The 22093-nt window shown below is 72.4% G+C and carries 25 protein-coding genes; 15 read left to right on the top strand and 10 right to left on the bottom strand.

Going from position 1 to position 22093, the window contains the following annotated elements; all coding sequences use genetic code 11:
* Positions 1 to 2 precede the first annotated feature (2 nt).
* Both ACGFZK_RS12705 and ACGFZK_RS12700 read left to right on the top strand, forming a co-directional pair.
* Positions 3 to 386: a DivIVA domain-containing protein gene (locus tag ACGFZK_RS12705; protein ID WP_393848849.1), complete on the top strand. Its 384-nt coding sequence runs from the start codon at positions 3 to 5 to the stop codon at positions 384 to 386.
* Positions 383 to 961, top strand: a complete 579-nt coding sequence (locus tag ACGFZK_RS12700; protein WP_393848848.1) for a DNA-3-methyladenine glycosylase I — start codon at positions 383 to 385, stop codon at positions 959 to 961. The genes ACGFZK_RS12705 and ACGFZK_RS12700 overlap by 4 nt, the downstream gene beginning before the upstream one ends.
* 19 nt (positions 962 to 980) lie before the next feature.
* On the opposite strand, the gene ACGFZK_RS12695 is transcribed toward ACGFZK_RS12700, so the two are convergent.
* A complete protein-coding gene (locus tag ACGFZK_RS12695; protein WP_393848847.1) occupies positions 981 to 1784 on the bottom strand; it encodes an enoyl-CoA hydratase/isomerase family protein in 804 nt (267 codons plus the stop codon).
* Positions 1785 to 2117: 333 nt separating this feature from the next.
* Between ACGFZK_RS12695 and ACGFZK_RS12690 the strand changes: the two genes are divergently transcribed.
* Both ACGFZK_RS12690 and ACGFZK_RS12685 read left to right on the top strand, forming a co-directional pair.
* Positions 2118 to 2285 carry a DUF3117 domain-containing protein gene (locus ACGFZK_RS12690; protein ID WP_003966491.1) on the top strand — a complete coding sequence of 56 codons (168 nt, stop codon included), beginning with the start codon at positions 2118 to 2120 and terminating at the stop codon, positions 2283 to 2285.
* 129 nt (positions 2286 to 2414) lie between these two features.
* Positions 2415 to 3032: a hypothetical protein gene (locus ACGFZK_RS12685; RefSeq protein WP_393848846.1), complete on the top strand. Its 618-nt coding sequence runs from the start codon at positions 2415 to 2417 to the stop codon at positions 3030 to 3032.
* Between the two features lie 51 nt (positions 3033 to 3083).
* On the opposite strand, the gene ACGFZK_RS12680 is transcribed toward ACGFZK_RS12685, so the two are convergent.
* Positions 3084 to 3746 (bottom strand): O-methyltransferase, encoded by a 663-nt coding sequence (locus ACGFZK_RS12680; RefSeq protein ID WP_393848845.1) that lies wholly within the window; start codon positions 3744 to 3746, stop codon positions 3084 to 3086.
* A 178-nt stretch (positions 3747 to 3924) separates the two neighbouring features.
* On the opposite strand from ACGFZK_RS12680, the gene sigE reads away from it, so the two are divergent.
* From sigE to ACGFZK_RS12655, 5 genes are all read left to right on the top strand, one after another.
* Complete coding sequence (gene sigE / locus ACGFZK_RS12675; RefSeq protein WP_393848844.1) at positions 3925 to 4704, top strand: RNA polymerase sigma factor SigE; 780 nt, start codon at positions 3925 to 3927, stop codon at positions 4702 to 4704.
* Positions 4701 to 5366: a zf-HC2 domain-containing protein gene (locus ACGFZK_RS12670; protein ID WP_393848843.1), complete on the top strand. Its 666-nt coding sequence runs from the start codon at positions 4701 to 4703 to the stop codon at positions 5364 to 5366. The genes sigE and ACGFZK_RS12670 overlap by 4 nt, the downstream gene beginning before the upstream one ends.
* 54 nt (positions 5367 to 5420) lie before the next feature.
* The gene (locus ACGFZK_RS12665) at positions 5421 to 6731 is read left to right on the top strand and encodes a S1C family serine protease (protein WP_393848842.1); all 1311 of its coding nucleotides are present in this window, start codon (positions 5421 to 5423) and stop codon (positions 6729 to 6731) included.
* 118 nt (positions 6732 to 6849) lie between these two features.
* Positions 6850 to 7302 (top strand): sec-independent translocase, encoded by a 453-nt coding sequence (locus ACGFZK_RS12660; protein WP_393848841.1) that lies wholly within the window; start codon positions 6850 to 6852, stop codon positions 7300 to 7302.
* Positions 7303 to 7441: 139 nt separating this feature from the next.
* On the top strand, positions 7442 to 8173 hold the full coding sequence (locus ACGFZK_RS12655; protein ID WP_393848840.1) for a hypothetical protein: 732 nt from the start codon (positions 7442 to 7444) through the stop codon (positions 8171 to 8173).
* 110 nt (positions 8174 to 8283) lie between these two features.
* Here the strand turns inward: ACGFZK_RS12655 and ACGFZK_RS12650 are convergent, their stop codons facing one another.
* The 3 genes from ACGFZK_RS12650 to ACGFZK_RS12640 form a co-directional block, all read right to left on the bottom strand.
* A complete protein-coding gene (locus ACGFZK_RS12650) occupies positions 8284 to 9399 on the bottom strand; it encodes an Mrp/NBP35 family ATP-binding protein (RefSeq protein WP_393848946.1) in 1116 nt (371 codons plus the stop codon).
* Positions 9400 to 9486: 87 nt separating this feature from the next.
* A complete protein-coding gene (locus tag ACGFZK_RS12645; protein ID WP_393848945.1) occupies positions 9487 to 10083 on the bottom strand; it encodes a DUF1003 domain-containing protein in 597 nt (198 codons plus the stop codon).
* Between the two features lie 85 nt (positions 10084 to 10168).
* Entirely contained in the window at positions 10169 to 11440 is a 1272-nt protein-coding gene (locus tag ACGFZK_RS12640) for a magnesium transporter MgtE N-terminal domain-containing protein (protein ID WP_393848839.1), read from the bottom strand.
* Positions 11441 to 11627: 187 nt separating this feature from the next.
* Between ACGFZK_RS12640 and ACGFZK_RS12635 the strand changes: the two genes are divergently transcribed.
* Complete coding sequence (locus ACGFZK_RS12635) at positions 11628 to 12419, top strand: hypothetical protein (protein ID WP_393848838.1); 792 nt, start codon at positions 11628 to 11630, stop codon at positions 12417 to 12419.
* A 209-nt stretch (positions 12420 to 12628) separates the two neighbouring features.
* Here the strand turns inward: ACGFZK_RS12635 and ACGFZK_RS12630 are convergent, their stop codons facing one another.
* Together ACGFZK_RS12630 and ACGFZK_RS12625 are read right to left on the bottom strand one after the other, a co-directional pair.
* Entirely contained in the window at positions 12629 to 13144 is a 516-nt protein-coding gene (locus tag ACGFZK_RS12630) for a hypothetical protein (RefSeq protein ID WP_393848837.1), read from the bottom strand.
* A gap of 58 nt (positions 13145 to 13202) precedes the next feature.
* The gene (locus ACGFZK_RS12625; protein WP_393848836.1) at positions 13203 to 14318 is read right to left on the bottom strand and encodes a magnesium and cobalt transport protein CorA; all 1116 of its coding nucleotides are present in this window, start codon (positions 14316 to 14318) and stop codon (positions 13203 to 13205) included.
* A 394-nt stretch (positions 14319 to 14712) separates the two neighbouring features.
* Here ACGFZK_RS12625 and ACGFZK_RS12620 point away from each other — a divergent pair, with 394 nt between their 5' ends.
* From ACGFZK_RS12620 to ACGFZK_RS12605, 4 genes are all read left to right on the top strand, one after another.
* Positions 14713 to 15297 carry a suppressor of fused domain protein gene (locus tag ACGFZK_RS12620; protein ID WP_393848835.1) on the top strand — a complete coding sequence of 195 codons (585 nt, stop codon included), beginning with the start codon at positions 14713 to 14715 and terminating at the stop codon, positions 15295 to 15297.
* A 60-nt stretch (positions 15298 to 15357) separates the two neighbouring features.
* On the top strand, positions 15358 to 16002 hold the full coding sequence (locus tag ACGFZK_RS12615; RefSeq protein WP_393848834.1) for a DUF6758 family protein: 645 nt from the start codon (positions 15358 to 15360) through the stop codon (positions 16000 to 16002).
* Positions 16003 to 16063: 61 nt separating this feature from the next.
* Positions 16064 to 16927 (top strand): PHP domain-containing protein, encoded by an 864-nt coding sequence (locus tag ACGFZK_RS12610; RefSeq protein WP_393848833.1) that lies wholly within the window; start codon positions 16064 to 16066, stop codon positions 16925 to 16927.
* Positions 16928 to 17001: 74 nt separating this feature from the next.
* A complete protein-coding gene (locus ACGFZK_RS12605) occupies positions 17002 to 17607 on the top strand; it encodes a MarC family protein (protein WP_393848832.1) in 606 nt (201 codons plus the stop codon).
* 73 nt (positions 17608 to 17680) lie between these two features.
* Here the strand turns inward: ACGFZK_RS12605 and ACGFZK_RS12600 are convergent, their stop codons facing one another.
* The 3 genes from ACGFZK_RS12600 to ACGFZK_RS12590 form a co-directional block, all read right to left on the bottom strand.
* A complete protein-coding gene (locus ACGFZK_RS12600; protein ID WP_167745535.1) occupies positions 17681 to 17833 on the bottom strand; it encodes a hypothetical protein in 153 nt (50 codons plus the stop codon).
* A 97-nt stretch (positions 17834 to 17930) separates the two neighbouring features.
* Positions 17931 to 18788 carry an alpha/beta fold hydrolase gene (locus ACGFZK_RS12595; protein WP_393848831.1) on the bottom strand — a complete coding sequence of 286 codons (858 nt, stop codon included), beginning with the start codon at positions 18786 to 18788 and terminating at the stop codon, positions 17931 to 17933.
* A 107-nt stretch (positions 18789 to 18895) separates the two neighbouring features.
* Positions 18896 to 20860: a DEAD/DEAH box helicase gene (locus ACGFZK_RS12590; RefSeq protein WP_393848830.1), complete on the bottom strand. Its 1965-nt coding sequence runs from the start codon at positions 20858 to 20860 to the stop codon at positions 18896 to 18898.
* Between the two features lie 471 nt (positions 20861 to 21331).
* Between ACGFZK_RS12590 and ACGFZK_RS12585 the strand changes: the two genes are divergently transcribed.
* Positions 21332 to 22090 carry a ferritin-like fold-containing protein gene (locus ACGFZK_RS12585; protein WP_393848829.1) on the top strand — a complete coding sequence of 253 codons (759 nt, stop codon included), beginning with the start codon at positions 21332 to 21334 and terminating at the stop codon, positions 22088 to 22090.
* Positions 22091 to 22093 lie beyond the last annotated feature (3 nt).

Genomic DNA, 22093 nt, shown 5'->3' with positions numbered 1-22093 from the left:
AGTTGATCGTGTTCTTCTTCTTGATGATCGCGCTGGTCGTGGTCGTGGCAGCGGTCACCCTTGCGGTGATCGGCGGCGGCTCGGAGGCCGTCCTGCCGGAAGCGGAGCCGGACCGGGTGGCGGACGGGCTGCCGGAGACCCGGCCCGTCGTACGGGCGGACATCGACGCGCTACGGCTGCCGGTCGCCCCGCGCGGGTACCGGATGGCCGAGGTGGACGACGTACTGGAGCGGCTCGCGGCCGAACTGGCCGAGCGGGACGCGCGGATCGCGCAGCTGACGGCCGCGGAGCCGGCGGACGCGGTCCCGGCGGACGCAGCCTCCGACGACGCGGCTCCGGCCGGCCCGGCCGCTCACGTCGACCTCGGCAAGGGCGGTGAGCGGTGACCGGTCCGGTGGCGGGCGCGGACGGGCTGCTGCGCTGCCCGTGGGCGCTGTCCACGCCCGACTACGTGGCCTACCACGACACCGAGTGGGGCCGGCCGGTCCACGGCGACGACGCCCTGTACGAGCGGCTGTGCCTGGAGGCCTTCCAGTCCGGGCTGTCCTGGCTGACGATCCTGCGCCGCCGGGAAGGGTTCCGTAAGGCCTTCTGCGACTTCGCGATCGCCGCGGTCGCGGAGTTCGACGAGCGCGACGCGGAGCGGCTGCTGGCGGACGAGGGGATCATCCGCAACCGGGCCAAGATCGAGGCGACCCTGGCCAACGCGAAGGTCCTCGCCGGGTGGGAGCCGGGCGAGCTGGACACCCTGATCTGGTCCCACGCCCCGGAGGAGCCGGGACCGGCCCCGCTGGCGGTCACCGAGGTGCCGGCCGTCACGCCGGAGTCCACGGCCCTCGCCAAGGCGCTCAAGAAGGCCGGCATCCGCTTCGTCGGCCCCACGACGGCCTACGCCCTGATGCAGGCCTGCGGGCTGGTCAACGACCACCTGGCCGCCTGCGCCTCCCGCGACCCGGCCTGAGCCGGGCCGCGGGACATCTTCAGCGCCCCAGGTACTTCGGCGGCTGCTTCGCGAGGAAGGCCTGGACGGCGATGGCGTGGTCCTCGGAGGCCCCCGCCCGGGTCTGGAGGGCGTCCTCGTGGGTCAGGGCCTCGGAGAGCGTGTGGGAGGCCCCGTAGGCCAGGGACTCCTTCAGCGCGGCGTACGCGACCGTCGGGCCGGCGGCCAGGGTGCGGGCCACGGACTCGGCCTCGGCGTGCAGGGAGTCCGCGGGCACCAGGCGGTTGACGATGCCGAGCTCGTACGCCTCCTGCGCCTTGATCGAACGCGGGAAGAGCAGCAGGTCCGAGGCGCGGGAGGCGCCGATCAGCCGGGGGAGGGTCCACGAGACCCCGGAGTCGGCGGTCAGCGCGACCCCGGCGAACGAGGTGTTGAAGGAGGCGGTGTCGGCGACGACGCGGAAGTCCGCCGCCAGCGCGAAGCCGAAGCCCGCCCCGGCCGCGACGCCGTTCACCCCGGCCACGACCGGCTTCGGCATCTCGGTGAGCGCCCGCACGATCGGGTTGTAGTGGTCGGCGACCGTGCTCATGGTCAGCGAGGAGCCGGTCTCGCGGTCCGAGGCGAGGTTCCCGATGTGCTCCTTGAGGTCCTGGCCCACGCAGAAGGCCCGGTCGCCGGCCGCGGTGAGCAGCACGGCCCGTACCGCACCGTCCGCGGCGGCCGCCTGGACCGCGTCGCGCAGGGCGACCTTGGCCTCGGTGTTCATCGCGTTCATCGCGTCCGGACGGTTGATCGTGATGGTGGCGAGTCCGTCGGTCACTTCGTAGAGCACGCTGTCGGCCATGGCAGGGGGTCCCCCTTCGTCGCGGGCTTGGCTACCGGTCGGTACTGTCCGGTGCAAGGGCCAGCATGGCGGACCGGACGTGGCGCGCACATGTGATGTGCGTCAAAGAAAGCCGATGCCGCTTCCCGGGTGCGGCGGCGAAGTATCGCAGGCGGATCCCCGAAATGAGTGGTTTTGGCCGAGCGCGTTGCCCAAGCGTTCACGGGCGATGTTGGTCATCGGGTCCTGACATGCGGGATAATGGCTGGGAAGCAATGTGTTCGATGCCGGGTATTAGGCGCCTGAATGGGGCCGTCGGCTGACGATGAGCTGGTTTCAGGAAGGGGAACGAGCATGGCGGCCATGAAGCCGCGGACGGGCGACGGCCCGCTCGAGGTCACCAAGGAGGGGCGGGGCATCGTCATGCGCGTACCGCTCGAGGGCGGCGGTCGGCTTGTCGTCGAGCTGACCCCTGATGAGGCGGACGCCCTGGGTGACGCCCTGAAGAAGGTCGTCGGCTGACCCCCCGGGGACACTGACAGCACTTCCACCTTCTGCGTTTCTGCATTCTCTGCACTGCCCCGACCGCGATCTGCGGCCGGGGCAGTGTTGTGTCGTGTTCGAGGCCATGACCTCTTCGGGAGCCACGCCGTGACCTTCACCCCGCCCGCGCCGCCCGCCTTCGCGGACTGCACGCCCCGCCAGAAGGCGGCCCGGGTCCTCTCCGACACGCTGGCGCCGGCGAACCTGGTGGTCGCCCTGCTCCTGCTCATCGGATGGCGCAGCACCACCTCGTGGACCGGGCTCGGCTGGGGCCTGCTCGCCGCCCTGTTCTGCGGGGTGGTCCCGATCGGGATCATCAGCCTCGGCGTCCGGCGGGGCGCGCTGACCGACCAGCACATCCGGGTGCGGCGCCAGCGGGTCGTCCCGATGGCCCTGAGCCTGGTCTCCGTCGTCGCCGGGGTCACCCTGCTGCACGTCCTGGGCGCGCCCCGGCAGGTGTTCGCGCTCGTCGTCGCGATGCTGGTGGGCCTCGTGTCGTCGCTGCTGGTCACGGTGGTCTGGCAGATATCGATCCACATGTCGGTGGCCGGCGGCACCGTGATGATCCTGCTGCTCGTCCTCGGGGCCCAGGTGCTCCCCGCGGTCCTGATCGCCGCCGCGGTGGGCTGGTCCCGGCTGGTGCTGAAGGCGCACACCCCGGCCCAGCTCCTCGCCGGCACCGCCCTGGGCGGCACGGCGGCCCTCACCTTCGCCCTCCTGAGCTGATCCGGGGCCCGTGGACGCCCTCCTACGGGGCCGGGCGGCGTGCCCGGGTGGTCAGCGGCGCACGGCGCACAGCAGGCCGTCGCCCACCGGGAGCAGTGCGGCCTCCAGGGCGGGGCTCTCGCGGACGCTGCGCAGCAGCTCGCGGACGCGCAGCACCTCCACCGGCTGGGCCGCGGAGTCGACCGTACGGCCCTCGGAGAAGACCCCCTCGAAGCACACCAGTCCGCCGGGGCGCAGCAGCCGCAACGATTCGGCGAGGTAGTCGAGGGATTCGGAGGGGTCGCCGTCGCAGAAGACGAGGTCGTACCCGCCGTCGGCGAGTCGGGGGAGCACGTCGAGGGCGCGGCCGGGGATGAAGCGGGCGCGGTTGCCCGCGAAGCCGGCTGCGCGGAAGGCCTGGCGGGCGAAGGCCTGCCGGTCCGCTTCCGGATCCACGGTGGTCAGCACCCCGTCGGGGCGCATTCCGTGCAGGAGGTGGATGCCGGAGACGCCGGTTCCGGTGCCGATCTCGGCGACCGCCTTGGCGTCCGCGGTGGCGGCCAGCAGGCGTAGCGCAGCCCCGGTGCCGGGGGAGACGGACCGCAGGCCCGCTTCCCTGGACCGGTCGCGGGCCCATCGCAGAGCGTCGTCCTCGGCGACAAACGCGTCGGCGAACGCCCAGCTCGTCTGCCGGTTGCCGGTAATGACCCTCTCCTGTCCCCATAGTTGGCGCAACGGTGACTGTATCCGTTGACGTCGGGAACCCGCAGATGGGACCGGGCGTTGTGAAGGGTGGAGGCGGGATAAGAAGGGACGGTGCCGGGCAGATCGACGGCCGGGACCGCTCCGGGGCCTAAGTCTCGCGTAAAGATACTGCAAAAACGCTTATCCGGAGCTGACAGAGGGGGTGGCTATGGTAGGGACTCCACTGGACACCACCAGAGCCGATAGGGGAGGTGCGGCTGCGCCTGGGGATCGTGGGGGCGTGCTGAGACGCCTCTTCTGGTCGGCGGGTGAGCCGAAATCCGTGACCAACACTGCTGACCGCTTCCACACCGCAGACACCGCAACCACCGCGACCTTTGCCGCCGATGCGGGCTCCCAGGCGTGGACCCCCCCTTCGTGGGAGGAGATCGTCAGCACGCACAGCGCGCGGGTCTACCGCCTTGCCTACCGTCTGACGGGCAACCAGCACGACGCCGAGGACCTGACCCAGGAGGTCTTCGTCCGCGTCTTCCGCTCGCTGTCCACGTACACGCCCGGCACGTTCGAGGGCTGGCTGCACCGCATCACCACGAACCTGTTCCTGGACATGGTGCGCCGCAAGCAGCGCATCCGCTTCGACGCGCTCGGCGACGACGCCGCCGACCGGCTGCCGAGCCGTGAGCCGTCCCCTCAGCAGGTGCTGCACGACACCCACTTCGACGCGGACGTCCAGCAGGCGCTGGACACCCTCGCCCCCGAGTTCCGCGCGGCCGTGGTGCTGTGCGACATCGAGGGCCTGTCGTACGAGGAGATCGCCGCGACCCTCGGAGTGAAGCTCGGCACCGTGCGCAGCCGTATCCACCGCGGCCGTTCGCACCTGCGCAAGGCGCTCAAGCACCGGTCCCCCGAGGCCCGTGCCGAGCAGCGCGCACTGGCCGGAGTGGCGATGGGCGCCCCCGGCGCCGGGGGAGAGGGCGGAGCCGAGTGAGCGGAGTCAGTCCGTCCCCCGCCGAGCAGCACCTGGGCGACCGGCTTGCCGCTCTGGTCGACGGGGAGCTGAAGCACGACGCGCGCGAGCGGGTCCTGGCCCACCTGGCGACCTGTGCCAAGTGCAAGGCCGAGGCCGATGCCCAGCGCCGTCTGAAGACCATGTTCGTGGAGAGCGCGCCCCCGCCGCTGTCCGCCGGGCTGCTGGCCCGGCTGCAGGGGCTGCCGGGCGGCGGTCTCGACGATCCCTCCGGCCCGTCCGGTCCCGCCGGTCCGCCCGGCAGAGCGGGCGGCGACCCGTTCGACGCGTTCGCGTACGGGCTGCCGGTCGCCGCGCGCCCCCAGCAGCAGGAGGGCTTCCGTATCCACGAGGTGGGCCGGCCGCGCCGGCGTTTCGCCTTCGTCGCCGCCGGTGCCGTGTCGCTGGCCGCGCTCGCGCTCGGTGGCGCCCTGCCGCTGGAGGCGGATCCGAACCTCCGCGGTGATTCCCCGGCCCCGGCCTCCCGGCCCGGTCCCGCCCTGCCCGTGGCCGATGCAGGGGCCCGTGAGCGCCTGCCCACCCCCGGGGCCGTCCCGACCCTCCTGTCGGCCGTCGCGACCCCGCTGCCGCCGCTCCAGCCCTCCCCGCAGATCCCGGCCCGTCCGGTCTCCCTGCTGCGCTGACGCGGGACCTGATTGAATCTGCGGCACATGCGCACAGTCACGCGGGGAGCGCCCATGGCCGACAGGCAGCAGACCGATCCGGCTCCGCAGTGGTGGAGCCGGCCCGAGGGCACGGCCGGCGACGCCCGCCGCGAAGGGGTTCCCGCACCGCGGCCCGAGGTCGAGGCCGAGGGCGAGGGCGGCGCACAGGCCGCCTCCGCGGCCCCCGTCGTGCGGTACGACCCCTGGGGCGTCCAGCCGTTGCAGGTCGTGGACCGGGGCCGGACGCCGCGCGGGATCCGGCTGTGGCAGGTGGTGGCCCTCAGCGTCGGTACGGCCCTGCTCGCCGGCGGGATCGGCGGGTACCTCGGCGTGCTCGCCGAGCGCCGGAGCAGCACCCGCCTGGAACTGCCCCAGGCCGCGGCCGCGGACCGGGGCCGGGCACCCGAGAGCGTGGCCGGGATCGCGGCCACCGCACTGCCCGGGGTGGTGACCCTGCACGTGCGGGGCGAGAAGGGCAGCGGCACGGGCACCGGCTTCGTACTCGACCAGCAGGGGCACATCCTGACCAACAACCACGTGGTCGCCGACTCCAAGGAGATAGCGGTCACCTTCAGCACCGGCGAGAGCGTCACCGCCGAGCTGGTCGGCCGCGACTCCGGCTACGACCTGGCCGTGGTCAAGGTCAGCGGGGTGCGCGGGCTCCGGCCGCTGAGCCTGGGGAACTCCGAGAACGTGAAGGTCGGCGACCCGGTGGTGGCCATCGGCGCCCCCTTCGACCTGTCGAACACCGTCACCGCCGGCATCATCAGCGCCACCGGCCGGCCCGTCACCGCGGGCGGCGACAAGGGCGACGGCAGCGACATCAGCTACGTCGACGCGCTGCAGACCGACGCCCCCATCAACCCGGGGAACTCCGGCGGCCCGCTCCTCGACGCCAGGGCCCACGTGGTCGGCATCAACAGCGCGATCCGCGGGGCGGACAAGGACGACCCCACCCGGCAGGGCGGCTCCATCGGGCTCGGCTTCGCCATCCCCATCAACCAGGGCAAGCGCGTCGCCGAGGAGCTCATCAGCACCGGCCGCGCCACGCACCCCGTCATCGGAGTCACGCTCGACATGGAGTACACGGGCGACGGAGCCCGGGTCGGGGACAAGGGCGAGGACGGCAAGCCCCCCGTGGTCGCCGGCGGACCGGGCGCGCGCGCCGGGATCAGGGCCGGGGACGTGATCACCAAGGTGGACGGCCAGCGGGTCCGGGGCGGTGACGAGCTGATCGTCAAGATCCGGGCCCACCGGCCGGGCGACGCACTCACCCTCACCGTGCTCCGCGACGGCCGCGAAAGCACACTGAAGGTGGTCCTCGGATCGGCGAACGGTTCATGAGCGCGGGATGACAGCCGGGTGAAACCGCCGCGGAGGTGGCAGGCAGGTAGGGGCCTGCGGACAACGGCGGGTACCGTGTGTCGGGGCCCGAAGTGAGACAGAGCCGAGGAGCGGCAAGGTGTTCAACGACATAGGCGCACTCGAACTCGTCACGATCGTGGTGCTCGGCATTCTCATTTTCGGTCCGGAGAAGCTGCCCAAGGTCATTCAGGACGTCACCGGGTTCATCCGGAAGGTCCGCGCGTTCTCGGACAGCGCGAAGCACGACATCCGCTCCGAACTCGGCCCGGAATTCAAGGATTTCGAGTTCGAGGACCTGAATCCGAAGACCTTCATCCGCAAGCAGCTGTCCGAGAACGAGGACCTCAAGGACATCCGCAGCAGCTTCGATCTCCGCAAGGAGCTCAACGACGTCTCCGACGCCGTGAAGAGCAGCGCCGCCGACGACGCCCCGGCAGCCGCTGCCGCCACCGCTGCCGCCACGCCCGCCGTGACCGGCCCGGACCTGCTGAAGAAGCCCGCCGCCCCCGCCCCGGACCAGCACTCGCGCTTCGACGCCGACGCCACCTGACGCGCGGCCTGCCCGGCGATCCGCGGTCGGATGGCTATCCTCCATCTGTCCGGATCGCAGGACGCCCGAGGGAGGGGGTCCCCCCAGCGAAGCGAGGGGGAGGGCCGTTCCGGACCCCACGGAACGAGAGGCCGCCCAGATGGAGACGACGAGCAGCAGCCGGGTAGGAGCGCAGACCGCGGAGGCCCCCGCCCCCGCCATCGCACCCGCCCAGGAGCCGGATACCGGCCCCGACAGCCATACGCAGCCACAGGAGGCCTCTGCGCCCGTACCGGCGGCCCGCCGGACGGCGGAGGGGTTCCTGGCTGCCGACTTCCCCTGGTACGGGCTGGACGGGGCCTTCACCGGCCCCCGCTGGCTCATGCAGGTGGGCACCGCCGCCGACGGCACCGTGGAGCACGGCTCCACCGGCCACGGCGACGAGCCCTCCGCCCGGGGCGAGATCGCCACCGGCGAGAAGGAACGGTTCGCGGTGGTCATCACCGTGGCGAGCAACCCGCTGCGCCGCAGCGCCGACGGCACCGGAGTCCTGGAGGCCACCTCGGTCGCCTCGGCGGCCTGGCTGGCCGGCTCCGGGCTGCTGGCGTACAGCTGGCCCGGGCAGATGGACCACACGCTGCGCGACGACTGGCTGGACCAGCAGACCGAGGCCGCCTGGGAACTGGCGGACGACCTGGCCGGTGAGGACTGGTCCACGCTGTTGCTGCCGGTGGACGGGGAGCCGACGCCGTTCCACTACCGCGAGTCGGAATTCGGCTGGGTGCTGGCCGGGTCCACCGGGAGCGGGGTCCACCTGGGTGCGTACGGCCGCGGGATGAGCGCGTACGGGCTCGGGTTCTCCGCCATCGCGGACCTCGGCTCGTACGAGTGACGCGAAACGGGTAACGGGTAACGGACTGCCGGTACCAGGTACGCGCAAGGGGCGCCGCTCGCCGAGCGGCGCCCCTTGCGCGTGGTCGGGTGTCCGCGTGCCGCGGACCGTCAGAACTTGTTGCGCGGGGTGATGCCCAGGGACATGCCCGACAGACCGCGCGCGCGGCCGCCCAGCTTGCCCGCGATCGAGCGCAGGGCCGCACCGGCCGGGGAGTCCGGGTCGGACAGGACGACGGGCTTGCCCTCGTCGCCGCCCTCGCGCAGCCGGACGTCGATCGGGATCGAGCCCAGCACCGGCACCGTCGCGCCGACCGTCTTGGTCAGGCCGTCGGCGACCTTCTGGCCGCCGCCCGAGCCGAAGACGTCCACCATCTCGTCGCAGTGCGGGCACGGCAGGCCCGACATGTTCTCGACGACACCGACGATCTTCTGGTGGGTCTGCACGGCGATCGAGCCGGCCCGCTCGGCGACCTCGGCCGCGGCCTGCTGCGGGGTGGTGACGACCAGGATCTCGGCGTTCGGCACCAGCTGGGCCACGGAGATCGCGATGTCACCCGTACCAGGCGGCAGGTCCAGCAGCAGCACGTCCAGGTCGCCCCAGAACACGTCGGCCAGGAACTGCTGGAGCGCGCGGTGCAGCATGGGCCCGCGCCACACCACCGGGGCGTTGCCCGGGGTGAACATGCCGATGGAGATGACCTTCACCCCGTGCGCCGACGGCGGCATGATCATGTTCTCGACCTGGGTCGGACGGCCGTCCACACCCAGCATGCGCGGCACGCTGTGGCCGTAGATGTCCGCGTCGACCACGCCGACCTTCAGGCCGTCCGCAGCCATCGCCGCGGCCAGGTTCACCGTGACGGACGACTTGCCGACACCGCCCTTGCCGGACGCGACCGCGTACACACGGGTCAGCGAGCCCGGCTTGGCGAAGGGCACCTCGCGCTCGGCGGTGCCGCCGCGCAGCGTGGCCGCCAGGTCCTTGCGCTGCTCGTCGCTCATCACGTCGAGGGTGACGGCGACGGAGGTGACGCCCGCGACCTTCTCGACGGCCTCGGTGACGTTCTTCGTGATGGTCTCGCGCATGGGACAGCCCGACACCGTGAGGTAGACCGTGACGGCGACCGCGCCGCCCTCGCCGATCTCCACCGATTTGACCATGCCGAGCTCGGTGATCGGCCGGTGGATCTCGGGGTCGTTCACCGTCGCCAGCGCGTCCAGGATCGCGTCCTGCTCGGGCACGGAGGCGGAGCTTGTGTCGGTAGCCATGTCCCGATGGTACGGCTCGGTAGCAGGCCGCAGGAAAGCCCGTCAGCGGTCGCCTTCATCACGTTCGGCCGGGAATAGCCGCCGCTCGTCCATCTCCTTGATCAGGTCCTGGAACTCGGACCTGATCCAGTCGCGCGTGGCGACCTCGCCCAGACCCATCCGCAGGGCGGCGATTTCCCGGGTCAGGTACTCCGTGTCGGCGATGGACCGCTCGTTCTGCTTGCGGTCCTGCTCGTGGGTGACCCGGTCGCGGTCGTCCTGCCGGTTCTGCGCGAGCAGGATCAGCGGAGCCGCGTAGGAGGCCTGGAGCGACAGCATCAGCGTCAGGAAGATGAACGGGTACGGGTCGAACCGCAGGCCGTCCGGCGCGAAGATGTTCCACAGCACCCAGACGATGATGACCAGGGTCATCCAGACGATGAACCGGCCGGTGCCCAGGAACCGCGCCACCCGCTCCGACAGCCGCCCGAAGGCCTCCGGGTCGTACTCGGGCAGCAGCGACCGGCGCGGCGCGCGCGGCAGGTCCAGGCGCACCCGCGAGCGCGTCAGCGCGCTCGAACCGGTGCTCGCCGCCTTCGCCGCGCGCTCGCCGGAACGTTCCGCCGCGTCCGCCGCCAGCCCGTGCTCGCGGGCCTGCATCCGCGCCTGTTCGCGCCGCTCCCTGATCTGCTCGCGGCGCCGCTCGCGCGCCTGCTCGCCCCGCCCCCGGTCGAAGCGTCCTCGCTCAGCGGCCACCCAGGGCCTCCTCGGAATGGAAGTCCGTCTCCCGCCAGTCGTCCGGCAGCAGGTGGTCCAGCACGTCGTCCACGGTCACCGCGCCCAGCAGGGAGCCGCTCTCGTCGACCACCGGCACGGCCACCATGTTGTAGGCGGCCAGGTGCGTGGTCACCGCGGGCAGCGAGGCGTTCGGCCGCAGCGGCGGCAGGTCCGTGTCCACGATCGAGCTGACCAGTGTGAACGGGGGGTCCCGCAGCAGCCGCTGGAAGTGAACCGTGCCCAGGTACTTGCCCGTCGGGGTCTCGTCCGGCGGCCGGCACACGTACACCTGCGCCGCCAGCGCCGGCGACAGGTCCGCCTGCCGTACGCGGGCCAGGGCGTCGGCGACCGTCGCGTCCGGCCGCAGCACGATCGGCTCGGTGGTCATCAGACCGCCGGCGGTGTTCTCCTCGTAGGACAGCAGACGGCGCACGTCGGCCGCGTCGTCCGGCTGCATCAGCGTCAGCAGCCGCTCCTTGTCGTCCTCCGGCAGCTCGGAGAGCAGGTCGGCCGCGTCGTCCGGGTCCATCGCCTCCAGGACGTCGGCGGCGCGCTCCTCCTTCAGCTTGCCGAGGATCTCCACCTGCTCGTCCTCGGGCAGCTCCTCCATGACGTCCGCGAGCCGGTCGTCGTCGAGGGCGCTGGCCACCTCGGCGCGCCGCTTCGGCGTCAGGTGGTGCAGCACGTTCGCCACGTCGGCCGGCCGCATCTGCTCGAAGGTGGCGACCAGGTTCTCGGCGCCCTGCCCGTGCTCCTCCAGCGAGAAGCCCGTCACCGCCGACCACTCCACCGTCAGGGCCTCGCCGCGCCGGCGCAGCGCCCCCGACTTTCCCTTCCGTACGAAGATCCGGTCGATCTCCCAGTCCCGGCGGGCCGGCAGCTGCTGGATGGCCACGTCCAGGACGGTGACCTCCTCGCCGCTCCCGACCAGCGTCACCCGCCGGTCCAGCAGCTCGCCCAGGACCAGGCGTTCGGTCGGGCGCTGTTCGAAGCGCCGCATGTTGATGACACCGGTGGTGATGACCTGCCCGGACTCCACACCGGTGACCCGGGTCATGGGCAGGAAGATCCGCCGCCGGCTGACGACCTCGACGACCAGGCCCAGCAGCCGCGGCGGGCGGCCGCCGACCCGGAGCATCGCCACGAGGTCGCGGACCCGGCCGACCTGGTCGCCGTTGGGGTCGAAGACGGGCACACCCGACAGATGCGAGACGAAGATCCGCGGGGCGCCTGCAACCATCCGAGCGCCTCCTAGTGCGTCGATCAAGAGTCGTGCCGCCCCTCAGGCTAGCCCGTGCCGCGGGAAAGCGTCCTGGTGGGGCGGTCCGCCCGGGGGCCGGGGAACACCGGGGCGCGGTCGCGGGCCCCGGCGTACGGACGGGTACGCTGCCTGCTGCTCGCAGACGACCGACGAGAGGCACCTGCACGTGACCGCCTACTTCCCTGCCGCGCGGCTGCGCCGGGCCGCCTTCATCGGTGCGCTGTGCGCGGGCCTCGCCGTCACCGGTACGGGCTGCGGGGACGACCCCGACGAGGGCACGAACGGCGTCGGCAAGCTCTCCGCGGAGAAGATCGAGGCGAAGGCGAAGGCGGCCGCGACGGAGGCCGAGGCGGTGCACCTGTCCGGCACGCTGGTGAGCGGCGGCAAGTCCTTCACGCTCGACATGCGGCTGAAGGCGGACGGCGGCTCCGGCGAGGTGAAGTCGAAGGACGACACCTTCCAGCTGCTGCGGGTGGGGGAGCAGCTGTACCTGAAGGCGAGCGCGGCGTTCTGGGGCGAGTCCGACTCGGCCGGCAAGCTCGGCGACAAGTACGTGAGGGTGCCCGAGGGCGACCCCTCCTACAAGCAGTTCCGCGGCTTCACCGACATGGACGTGCTGCTGGACGGGCTGCTAGGCCTGGAGGGCAAGCTCGCCAAGGGCTCGTACACCAAGGTCGGGCACACCCGCGCGGTGCAGGTCACGGCGGACGAGGGCAAGGGCGGCAAGCTCTCGGTCTCCCTGGAGGGGACCCCGTACCCGCTGCTGATGGAGCGTGCGGGCGGCGCCGGCCGGGTGGAACTCGCGGAGTGGGGCAAGACGTTCCCGCTCGACCCGCCGGCGCAGGACCAGACGGTCGACTACGGGTCCCAGCTGCCGACGACCAAGGACCAGGGCGGCGGCCCGGCCCCGGCCCCCTCCAAGGGCTCCGGCCAGGGCGCCAACCCGACGAAGCCGTAGGGGAGTCCTGCCGATCAGACGGGGCTCGCGGTGGCCGCGCCGCAGGCGGGTCCGGTCGCGCCGGGGCCGGGCGCGCGCCGGGGCGTCTCCTCGGGCGACGAACGTGGCCGGGGGGCGGAGAGTGCGGCGGCAGTGCGTTCGGCGCCCTGCGGGGACGCCCCGGCACACACCCGGCCCCGTCACCCCTTACGGCAGGGCGCGGGCGGCATTCAGCCCCGGGCGGCCTTCCTGCGCTTCAGCAGCAGCTTCGGCAGGCCCGCCGGCATGGCCCTGCGGGTCGTGGCCGGGGACGGCAGCGGAGCCGCGGTGAGCGAACCGTCCGGGAGCTGCGCCCGGACCGACTCGGGCTCCAGCCGCAGCAGCCGGCACTCGCGCGCCCACCGCTCGGTCATGTCCTGCGAGTCGGGCGCGTTCAGCCGCTTGCCCTTGAGCTCGGCGACCGCCGCCGCCCACTCCTCGCCGCGGGGCGGGAGCTCCCGTACCGTCGCCGTCCAGGCCACCAGCCGGCCGCCCTTGTCCTTGCTCCGCACGGTCACCTCGGCGGTCGCACCGTCCGTCAGCCCCGGGAACGGCTGCTCGCCGGGCCCGTCGCCCAGCACATGGGCCGCGCCGTCCACCCAGGCGTGCCACAGGGCGCGGTCGGCCCCGCCACCGCGCACCCAGATCAGGCCGGACTTCTTGGTGGCCTCCTCGACGAGGGCCAGGTCGAGCGTGCTGAGAGTCATGCCGACAGCGTAGGGGGTCGCTCCCCGCGCGCGAGCGGCCGTCCGGGACCGGCCCGGGTCAGAGCCAGCCGTGGCGGCGCAGCGCGCGGTGGATGGTGAAGCAGGAGGCGGCGATGGCGGCCATCACCATCGGATAGCCGTAGCGCCAGTGGAGCTCCGGCATGTGCTCGAAGTTCATCCCGTACACCCCGCAGATCATCGTCGGCACGGCGATGATCGCCGCCCAGGAAGTGATCTTGCGCATGTCCTCGTTCTGGGCGACCGTCGCCTGCGCGAGGTTGGCCTGGAGGATCGAGTTCAGCAGCTCGTCGAAGCCCACCACCTGCTCGTGCACCCGCGCCAGGTGGTCGGCGACGTCCCGGAAGTACTTCTGGATGTCCGGGTCCACCAGCCGCATCGGCCGCTCGCTCAGCAGCTCCATCGGACGCAGCAGCGGCGAGACCGCCCGCTTGAACTCCAGTACCTCGCGCTTGAGCTGGTAGATGCGGCCCGCGTCGCCGCCGCGCGCACTGCCCTTGGCGGGGGCGGCGAAGACCTCGCTCTCCACCTCGTCGATGTCGTCCTGCACGGCCGCGGCGACCGCGATGTAGCCGTCGACGACGTGGTCGGCGATGGAGTGCAGGACCGACGAGGGGCCCTTGGCGAGGAGGTCCGGGTCGTCCTGGAGCCGGTGGCGCAGCCCCTTGAGGGACCCTTGGCCGCCGTGCCGGACGGTGATCACGAAGTCGGGGCCGGTGAAGCACATCACCTCGCCGGTCTCCACCACCTCGCTGGTGGCGGTCAGTTCGGCGTGGTCGACGTAGTGGATCGTCTTGAAGACGGTGAAGAGGGTGTCGTCGTAGCGCTCCAGCTTCGGCCGCTGGTGCGCGTGCACCGCGTCCTCCACGGCCAGCGGGTGCAGCCCGAAGGTGGCGGCGATCCCCGCGAACTCGGCCTCCGTCGGCTCGTGCAGGCCGATCCAGGCGAATCCGCCGTCCTCGCGGACCCGGCGGATCGCCTCACGGGGCGTCAGGCACACCGGACCCAGCACCCGCCGCCCGTCGCGGTACACGGCGCAGTCGACCACCGCGCTGCTCGCCGACGGATCGCGGGTCGTGTCGTAGCCGGGCTGTACGGGGGTGGCCCGGCGCAGGGACGGGCGCACGGCCGCACGCAGGTAGGGCAGCATCGACATGGCAGGCTCCTTCGCACGCACGGCTGTGGACCGTACGGGTGGGAGACCCTCCACCGGCAGCGGGCGGGCAGGCCCGGGCAGGGGGAGGGAACAGGACGGGAGGACAACGTTCTGCCGTCGCTCTTCTACTGATCAGCGGATCGCGCGGACCGGGCAGATCAAAGGGGGCGGGATGCGCCCGTCACAGAAGTGGAAGAGCGATTGGTACTGCACGATCGACTTCGGTCCACCGCAGCCCCACCTCCTCCGGCCGGTCCCCCGTGAGGGACGTCCTGTAGCCGGGGCGCTGAAACACCGCTTCTGCGTGCGGCCCCGAACAGCTGTCAACACTATCAGCCGACGGATGGTCAAGACCCGCCCTTTACCCGGCTGATACGAGTTCTATGCTCGCTTCATGGCAGAAATTCTGGCCCTCGTGGAGGCCCGGCTGCGCACGGTGTTCGGTGAACCCGACGCACGCGCCGCCGTCACCTTCCTGGGCACCGACCGCATCGAGGTACTCCGTTTCGCCGAGGGCGACCTCGTGCGGTACGCGACCCTCGGGATGTCCGCGCACCCGATGACCGATCCGACCGCCGTGGTCGCCGACCCCGTACGGGGCCCGCGCGCCGAGCTCGTGCTGACCCTACGGGCGGGGCTGGCGGCCACCGACAAACTGCTGCGGCCGCTCGCGGTGCTGGCCGCGTCCCCGCAGGTCGAGGGGCTGATCGTGGCCCCCGGGGCCTCGCTGGACGTGGGCGAGCCGCTCTGGGACGGGGCCCCCTTCAGCTCCGTCCTCGTGGCGGAACCGGGCGGTCTGGTCGCGGACCTGGAGCTCGACGAGCCCATGGATCCGGTGCAGTTCCTCCCCCTGCTGCCGATGACGGCGAACGAGGCGGCCTGGAAACGCGTGCACGGCGCGGCCGCCCTCCAGGAGCGCTGGCTCGCGCGCGGGACCGACCTGAGGGACCCTTTGCGTACCGCTGTCGCACTGGACTGACAGCCCGGACGGGTGAGCGTGCCTTGACTGGGGGCCGGGCGGGGAGGAGCGTAACTTCCTATGAGGGGTGAACCAAGTTGCCCGAAGTGCGGTGGCCGGGTCAGGGCGCCCGGACTCTTCTCCGACTCCTGGCAGTGCGCGGTGCACGGTGCTGTCCACCCCCTGCAACCCGTCATCCCGCCGAGTGTCGAAGGCCTCAGCGTGGTCGCGCACCGGGCCGAGGTGCCGGTGTGGATGCCGTGGCCGCTGCCCGTGGGGTGGCTGTTCACGGGGGTGGCGTCCGCCGGTGACGACCGCAGCGGGGGCCGGGCGACGGCCGTGGCCTGTTCCGGTCCCGGCCCGCTGGGCGGCATCGGCGAGTTGCTGCTGATCGCGGAGGAGCTGGGCGTCGGCCTGGGCGCGCGGTACGCGGGCATCGACGGCCTCGACCCCGGCTCGTCCATCAACGTGTCGGCGCCGCCGCACGCCAAGGTGGTCGCGGCGGGCCGCCCGACACCGCTGTGGCACGTGAACGGCGGCCCCGACGACCGGGCCGTCTTCGCCGGCGAGGCGCGCGGCCTGTGGCTCTGGGCGATCGTCTGGCCGGAGCAGTCCGGCCTCCTGATGTACGACGAGCTCGTCCTCACCGACCTGCGTGACGCGGGCGCCGAGGTCGAGCTCCTTCCGTGCGGGGCCCTGAGCCCGCGCATCCTGGGCCCTGCCTGAGGGGTGCCCGGGCCCGGCTATCCTGGAGTGTCCCCGTTCGTACGACCCATGGAGCCAGGCTGTGCGCATCGACCTGCACGCCCACTCCACGGCCTCCGACGGTACGGACACCCCTGCCGAGCTGGTGCGCAACGCCGCCGCCGCCGGGCTGGACGTGGTCGCGCTGACCGACCACGACACCGTGCACGGATACGGCGAGGCCCTCGCCGCCCTCCCCGCCGGACTGACCCTCGTGACCGGGGCCGAGCTCTCCTGCCGTCTCGACGGCATCGGCGTGCACATGCTCGCGTACCTCTTCGACCCCCAGGAGCCCGAGCTGGCCCGTGAGCGGGAGCTGGTCCGCGACGACCGCGCCCCGCGCGCCCGGACCATGATCGGAAAGCTCCAGGGCCTCGGCGTCGACGTCACCTGGGAGCAGGTCGCCCGGATCGCCGGCGACGGCTCGGTCGGGCGGCCGCACATCGCGACCGCCCTCGTCGAGCTGGGCGTCGTCCCCACCGTCTCGGACGCCTTCACGCCCGAATGGCTCGCCGACGGCGGCCGCGCGTACGCCGAGAAGCACGAGCTCGACCCCTTCGAGGCCGTACGCCTGGTCAAGGCGGCCGGCGGTGTCACCGTCCTCGCGCACCCCGCCGCCGCCAAGCGCGGCCGGTGCGTCTCCGAGTCCGCGATAGCAGCCCTGGCGGCCGCGGGCCTGGACGGCATCGAGGTGGACCACATGGACCACGACGCCGGCACCCGTGCGCGGCTGCGCGGTCTGTCGGGCGAGGTCGGCCTGCTGACCACCGGGTCCAGTGACTACCACGGCAGCCGCAAGACCTGCCGCCTCGGGGAGTTCACGACCGACCCCGAGATCTACGGCGAGATCACGCGCCGCGCGACCGGGGCCTTCCCGGTGCCGGGCGCGGGCGGACGCGAGCGCTGACCGGCCGGACCCGGCCCGCTCCACCCGTCCCACACTCTTCTTCGCGACACCCCTCTCTCCTGCAAGGCATCACTGTGTTTGATTTCGCCGTCTTCGGATCCCTCTTTCTCACCCTTTTCGTGATTATGGACCCCCCGGGGATCACGCCGATCTTCCTCGCCCTGACCTCGGGCCGCCCTGTCAAGGTGCAGCGCCGCATGGCCTGGCAGGCCGTCTGCGTGGCCTTCGGCGTCATCGCGGTCTTCGGCATCTGCGGCCAGCAGATCCTGGACTACCTGCACGTCTCCGTCCCGGCGCTGATGATCGCCGGTGGTCTGCTGCTCCTGCTCATCGCCCTGGACCTGCTCACCGGCAAGAACGACGAGCCGAAGCAGACCAAGGACGTGAACGTGGCCCTGGTCCCGCTGGGCATGCCGCTGCTGGCCGGACCCGGTGCGATCGTGTCGGTCATCCTGGCCGTGCAGAAGGCGGACGGCGCCGCCGGTCAGGTCTCGGTCTGGGCCGCGATCGTGGCCATGCACGTCGTGCTGTGGATCACCATGCGCTACTCGCTGGTGATCATCCGGGTCATCAAGGACGGCGGCGTCGTCCTCGTCACCCGGCTCGCCGGCATGATGCTCTCGGCGATCGCCGTGCAGCAGATCATCAACGGCGTGCTCCAGGTCGTCCGCGGAGCCTGACGCGCGCGCCCGCTCATGCGAACGCCCCCGCACCGGATCGGTGCGGGGGCGCGAACGTTCTTCGTGCGATGCGTCAGCAGGACGCACTCTCGGCCGGTCGGATCAGAATGCGCTGGCCGACGGCTGCGGCCTGCTGCACGATCCGGTTGACGGAGGCCGCGTCGACGACGGTGCTGTCCACGGCGGACCCGTCGACGTCGTCCAGGCGCAGAATCTCGAAGCGCATGGGGCTTCTCCCTTCGTCAGTGTTTCTCCTTGCACTGTGACAACGAAGTGTAGGCCGCAATCATTCCCTACGCTAAAGAAATTTTTTCACTGGCTAACTATGCGCGGGTGCAAGAGCCCCAGAACGCGGCCAGCGCAGCGGCCGTGGTGGCCGGATCCTCGGCGTTCGGGGAGTGGTCCGTCCCCGGCACGATCACCCGCTGCGCCCCCAGGCGCCGGGCCATGTCGTCCAGCAGCGGCACCGGCCAGGCCTGGTCCACGGCCCCGGACAGGACCAGCTTCGGCAGGTCGACCCGGCTCAGCTCCGCCACCCGGTCGGGCTCGGAGATCAGTGTCCGGCCGGTGACGACCAGCTGCTCGGGGACGGTGGCCAGCCACCGCTCGCGCAGGAAGTGCGCGAGCTCGGGGGAGTCCGCGACCGCGTCCTCGGGATCGTGGGCCCGCATCGCCGCCCAGATCCCCGGCATGTCGTCGCCCATCGCCTCCAGCGCGGCGACCAGCAGCTTCGTCCGGGCCCGCTGATCCTCGGAGATCGCGGCCGGCCCGCTGCTCATCAGGGCGAGCGAGGCGAAGGGGGCGGGCTCGCGCAGCACGGCGGCGCGCGAGATCAGCCCTCCGAGCGAGTGGCCCACCAGGTGTACGAGGTCCCCGCCCAGCGCGCGGACCTGCGCGAGGACGTCCCGCGCCAGCTCCTCCAGGGCGTACGGGGCCTCCTCGCGCGGGCCCGGCGTCTCGTACTGGCCCCGGCCGTCCACCGCGACGACCCGGTACCCGGCAGCCGCCAGCGGCTCCAGGAGGCCGATGAAGTCCTCCTTGCTGCCCGTGAAGCCGGGGACCAGCAGGGCGGTGCCGCGGACGGGCTCACCGGCTTCGTGCACGGCGAACCCGCCGCGCTCCGTGGTGAGGACGTACGCGCGGGCGACGGCGGGCAGGGTCAGACGCGGCGGCTTGCTCATGGCCCGAGGTTACCGGCCCGTACGGGGCCGGGCACGGCCCGGGCAGACCGATGGCCCCGGCCCCCTCGGAAGGGGATCGGGGCCATCGGCGCAGTGCTGCGCGGGGCCTATGCCTCGGGCGCGGCCGCGACCTTGCGGGTGCGGGTCCGCTTCGGCTTCACCGGAGCCTCCTCGGCCACGGCGGCGGCCTCGGCGGCCGGAGCGGCCTCGGCGACCTTGCGGGTCCGGGTGCGCTTCGGCTTGACCGGAGCCTCCTCGGCCACGGCCACCGTCACCGTGACGGTCTCGGCGACGGCCGGAGCAGCCTCCGCGACCTTGCGGGTGCGGGTGCGCTTCGGCTTGACCGGAGCCTCCTCGGCCACGGCGGGAACCTCGGCGACCGGGGTCAACGGGGCGGCGACCGGGGTCACCGGGGCGGCGGCCGGGGCCGCCTTGCGGGGGCGCCGGGCCCGAACGGGCTCGACCAGCGGGGCCATCTGGAAGTCCGGCTCCGGGGCGGTCTCGACGACCTTGCGGGGACGGACGCGCTTCGGCCTGGCCGGAGCCTCCTCGGCGGGGACCTCGGCGACCGGGGTCACCGGGGCGGCGGCCGGGGCCGCAGCCTCGACGACCGGCGCGGCCGCGGGGGCCTGGGCCGGCACCGCGGCCACACGGGTGCGGCGGCGGCGCGGCCTGCGCGGCTCGTCGGCGGCCGGGGCCGCGGGGGCCTCGGGCGCCTGCGCCGGGGTCACCGCGGCAGGAGCCTCGGCGCCCTCGGCGAGCTCCGCTCCGCCCCGCGTACGGCGGCGCTGGCGCGGCGTACGGGTACGGGCCGGACGTTCCTCGGTCACCACGGCGGCAGCCGCCGGGCCGGAGCGGCCGCCACGGCCACCGCGGCCGCCGGTCTCGCCCAGGTCCTCGAGGTTCTCGGCCTTCAGGCCGGCCCGCGTGCGCTCGGCGCGTGGCAGGATGCCCTTGGTGCCGGCCGGGATGTTCATCTGCTCGAACAGGTGCGGAGACGTGGAGTACGTCTCGACCGGGTCGTGGAAGTCCAGCTCCAGCGCCTTGTTGATCAGCTGCCAGCGCGGGATGTCGTCCCAGTCGACCAGGGTGACGGCGATGCCCTTCTTGCCCGCGCGACCGGTGCGGCCCACACGGTGCAGGAAGGTCTTCTCGTCCTCCGGCGTCTGGTAGTTGATGACGTGGGTGACACCCTCGACATCAATGCCGCGGGCGGCGACGTCGGTGCACACCAGCACGTCGACCTTGCCGTTGCGGAACGCGCGCAGCGCCTGCTCGCGCGCGCCCTGGCCCAGGTCGCCGTGGACGGCGCCCGAGGCGAAGCCGCGCTTCTCCAGCTGCTCGGCGATGTCGGCCGCCGTGCGCTTGGTGCGGCAGAAGATCATGGCCAGGCCACGGCCCTCGGCCTGCAGGATGCGGGAGACGAGCTCCGGCTTGTCCATGTTGTGCGCACGGAAGACGTGCTGTGTGGTGTTGGCGACGGTCGCGCCCTCGCCGTCCTCGGAGACGGCGCGGATGTGGGTCGGCTGCGTCATGTACCGGCGGGCCAGGCCGATGACCGCGCCCGGCATGGTCGCCGAGAACAGCATCGTCTGACGCTTGACGGGCAGGTAGCCCATGATCTTCTCGACGTCGGGCAGGAAGCCCAGGTCGAGCATCTCGTCGGCCTCGTCCAGGACGAGCGCCTTGACCTGCGAGAGGTCGAGCTTCTTCTGGCCGGCCAGGTCGAGCAGGCGGCCCGGGGTGCCGACGATCACGTCGACGCCCTTCTTGAGCGCCTCGACCTGGGGCTCGTACGCGCGACCGCCGTATATGGCGAGGACGCGGACGTTGCGGACCTTGCCCGCGGTCAGGAGGTCGTTGGTGACCTGGGTGCACAGCTCGCGGGTCGGAACCACCACGAGGGCCTGCGGGGCGTCGGTCAGCTGCGCGGGCGTGGCCCGGCCGGCCTCGACGTCCGCGGGGACGACGACCCGCTCCAGCAGGGGAAGGCCGAAACCGAGCGTCTTGCCGGTGCCGGTCTTGGCCTGGCCGATGACGTCCGTGCCGGAAAGGGCGACGGGGAGGGTCATCTCCTGGATCGGGAAGGGGGACACGATGCCGACGGCCTCAAGGGCCTCGGCCGTCTCGGGAAAGATCCCGAGGTCTCGGAACGTAGTCAGGGTGCTGCCTCTTCTGTGAGACGCGGCGCGAGGCGGCGAGGGGGGTCGTACCGTGCCGTGCTTGCAGTACTGCTACGTACGAAGCTGCGCGGGACCACTAGCCTTCGCTCAGGCGCATCTGCCGCTGAGGGGGCCCCTCGTAAGAGGCGGTACGCATGAACGTACGCACCACACCGAGGGCGGTCGGTTGGAGCCGATCGGGCCACCGACCGGGCATCCTCATTCGGACGGCCCGCCGAGTATTCGGCAGGCGCATTACCACTGTACCCCGGAATCGCGCAGCTGTGTCGGGTGAATTCACCGGGTAGGCGCGTTTAGCTGGACAGGCAACGATCCGGCATGGTGCTTTGGAGAGCCATTCGGCGGGCTATTGTGCGGAGCATGTCGACCGTAGAAAACGCCTCGTCCGCCGACGACAGCGCCCCCGCCGAAGCCGTGGGTATCGCCTCCCAGGACTGGGCCGCCGCCTCTGCCTCGCCGCAGTACCGGGCCGCCGTCGTGGACCTGCTCGGCGCCCTCGCGTACGGAGAGCTCGCGGCCTTCGAGCGCCTCGCGGAGGACGCGAAGCTCGCGCCCACCCTGGACGACAAGGCCGAGCTCGCCGCGATGGCCTCCGCCGAGTTCCACCACTTCGAGCGGCTGCGGGACCGGCTCGCGGCGATCGAGGTCGAGCCCACCTCCGCCATGGAGCCCTTCGCGAAGGGCGTCGACGACTTCCACCGCCAGACCGCGCCGTCGGACTGGCTGGAGGGCCTGGTCAAGGCCTACGTCGGCGACTCCATCGCCAGCGACTTCTACCGTGAGGTCGCCTCCCACCTGGACCACGACACCCGCGCGCTCGTGCTCGGTGTGCTCGACGACACCGGCCACGGCAACTTCGCCGTCGAGAAGGTGCGCGCGGCGATCGAGGCGGACCCGCGCTGCGGCGGCCGGCTCGCGCTGTGGGCCCGCCGGCTGATGGGCGAGGCCCTCTCGCAGGCCCAGCGCGTGGTCGCCGAGCGCGACGCGCTCTCGACCATGCTGGTCGGCGGGGTCGACGGGATGGCGGCGGGCTTCGACCTCGCGGCCGTCGGCGAGATGTTCACCCGGATCACCAAGGCGCACACCAAGCGGATGGCTGCCCTCGGCCTCGCCGCCTGACCG

The organism is Streptomyces sp. NPDC048257, from assembly GCF_043201855.1.
Classification (GTDB): Bacteria; Actinomycetota; Actinomycetes; order Streptomycetales; family Streptomycetaceae; genus Streptomyces.
The sequence above is the reverse complement of the archived record's forward strand: the minus strand, read 5'-3'. Positions and strand labels throughout refer to the sequence as shown.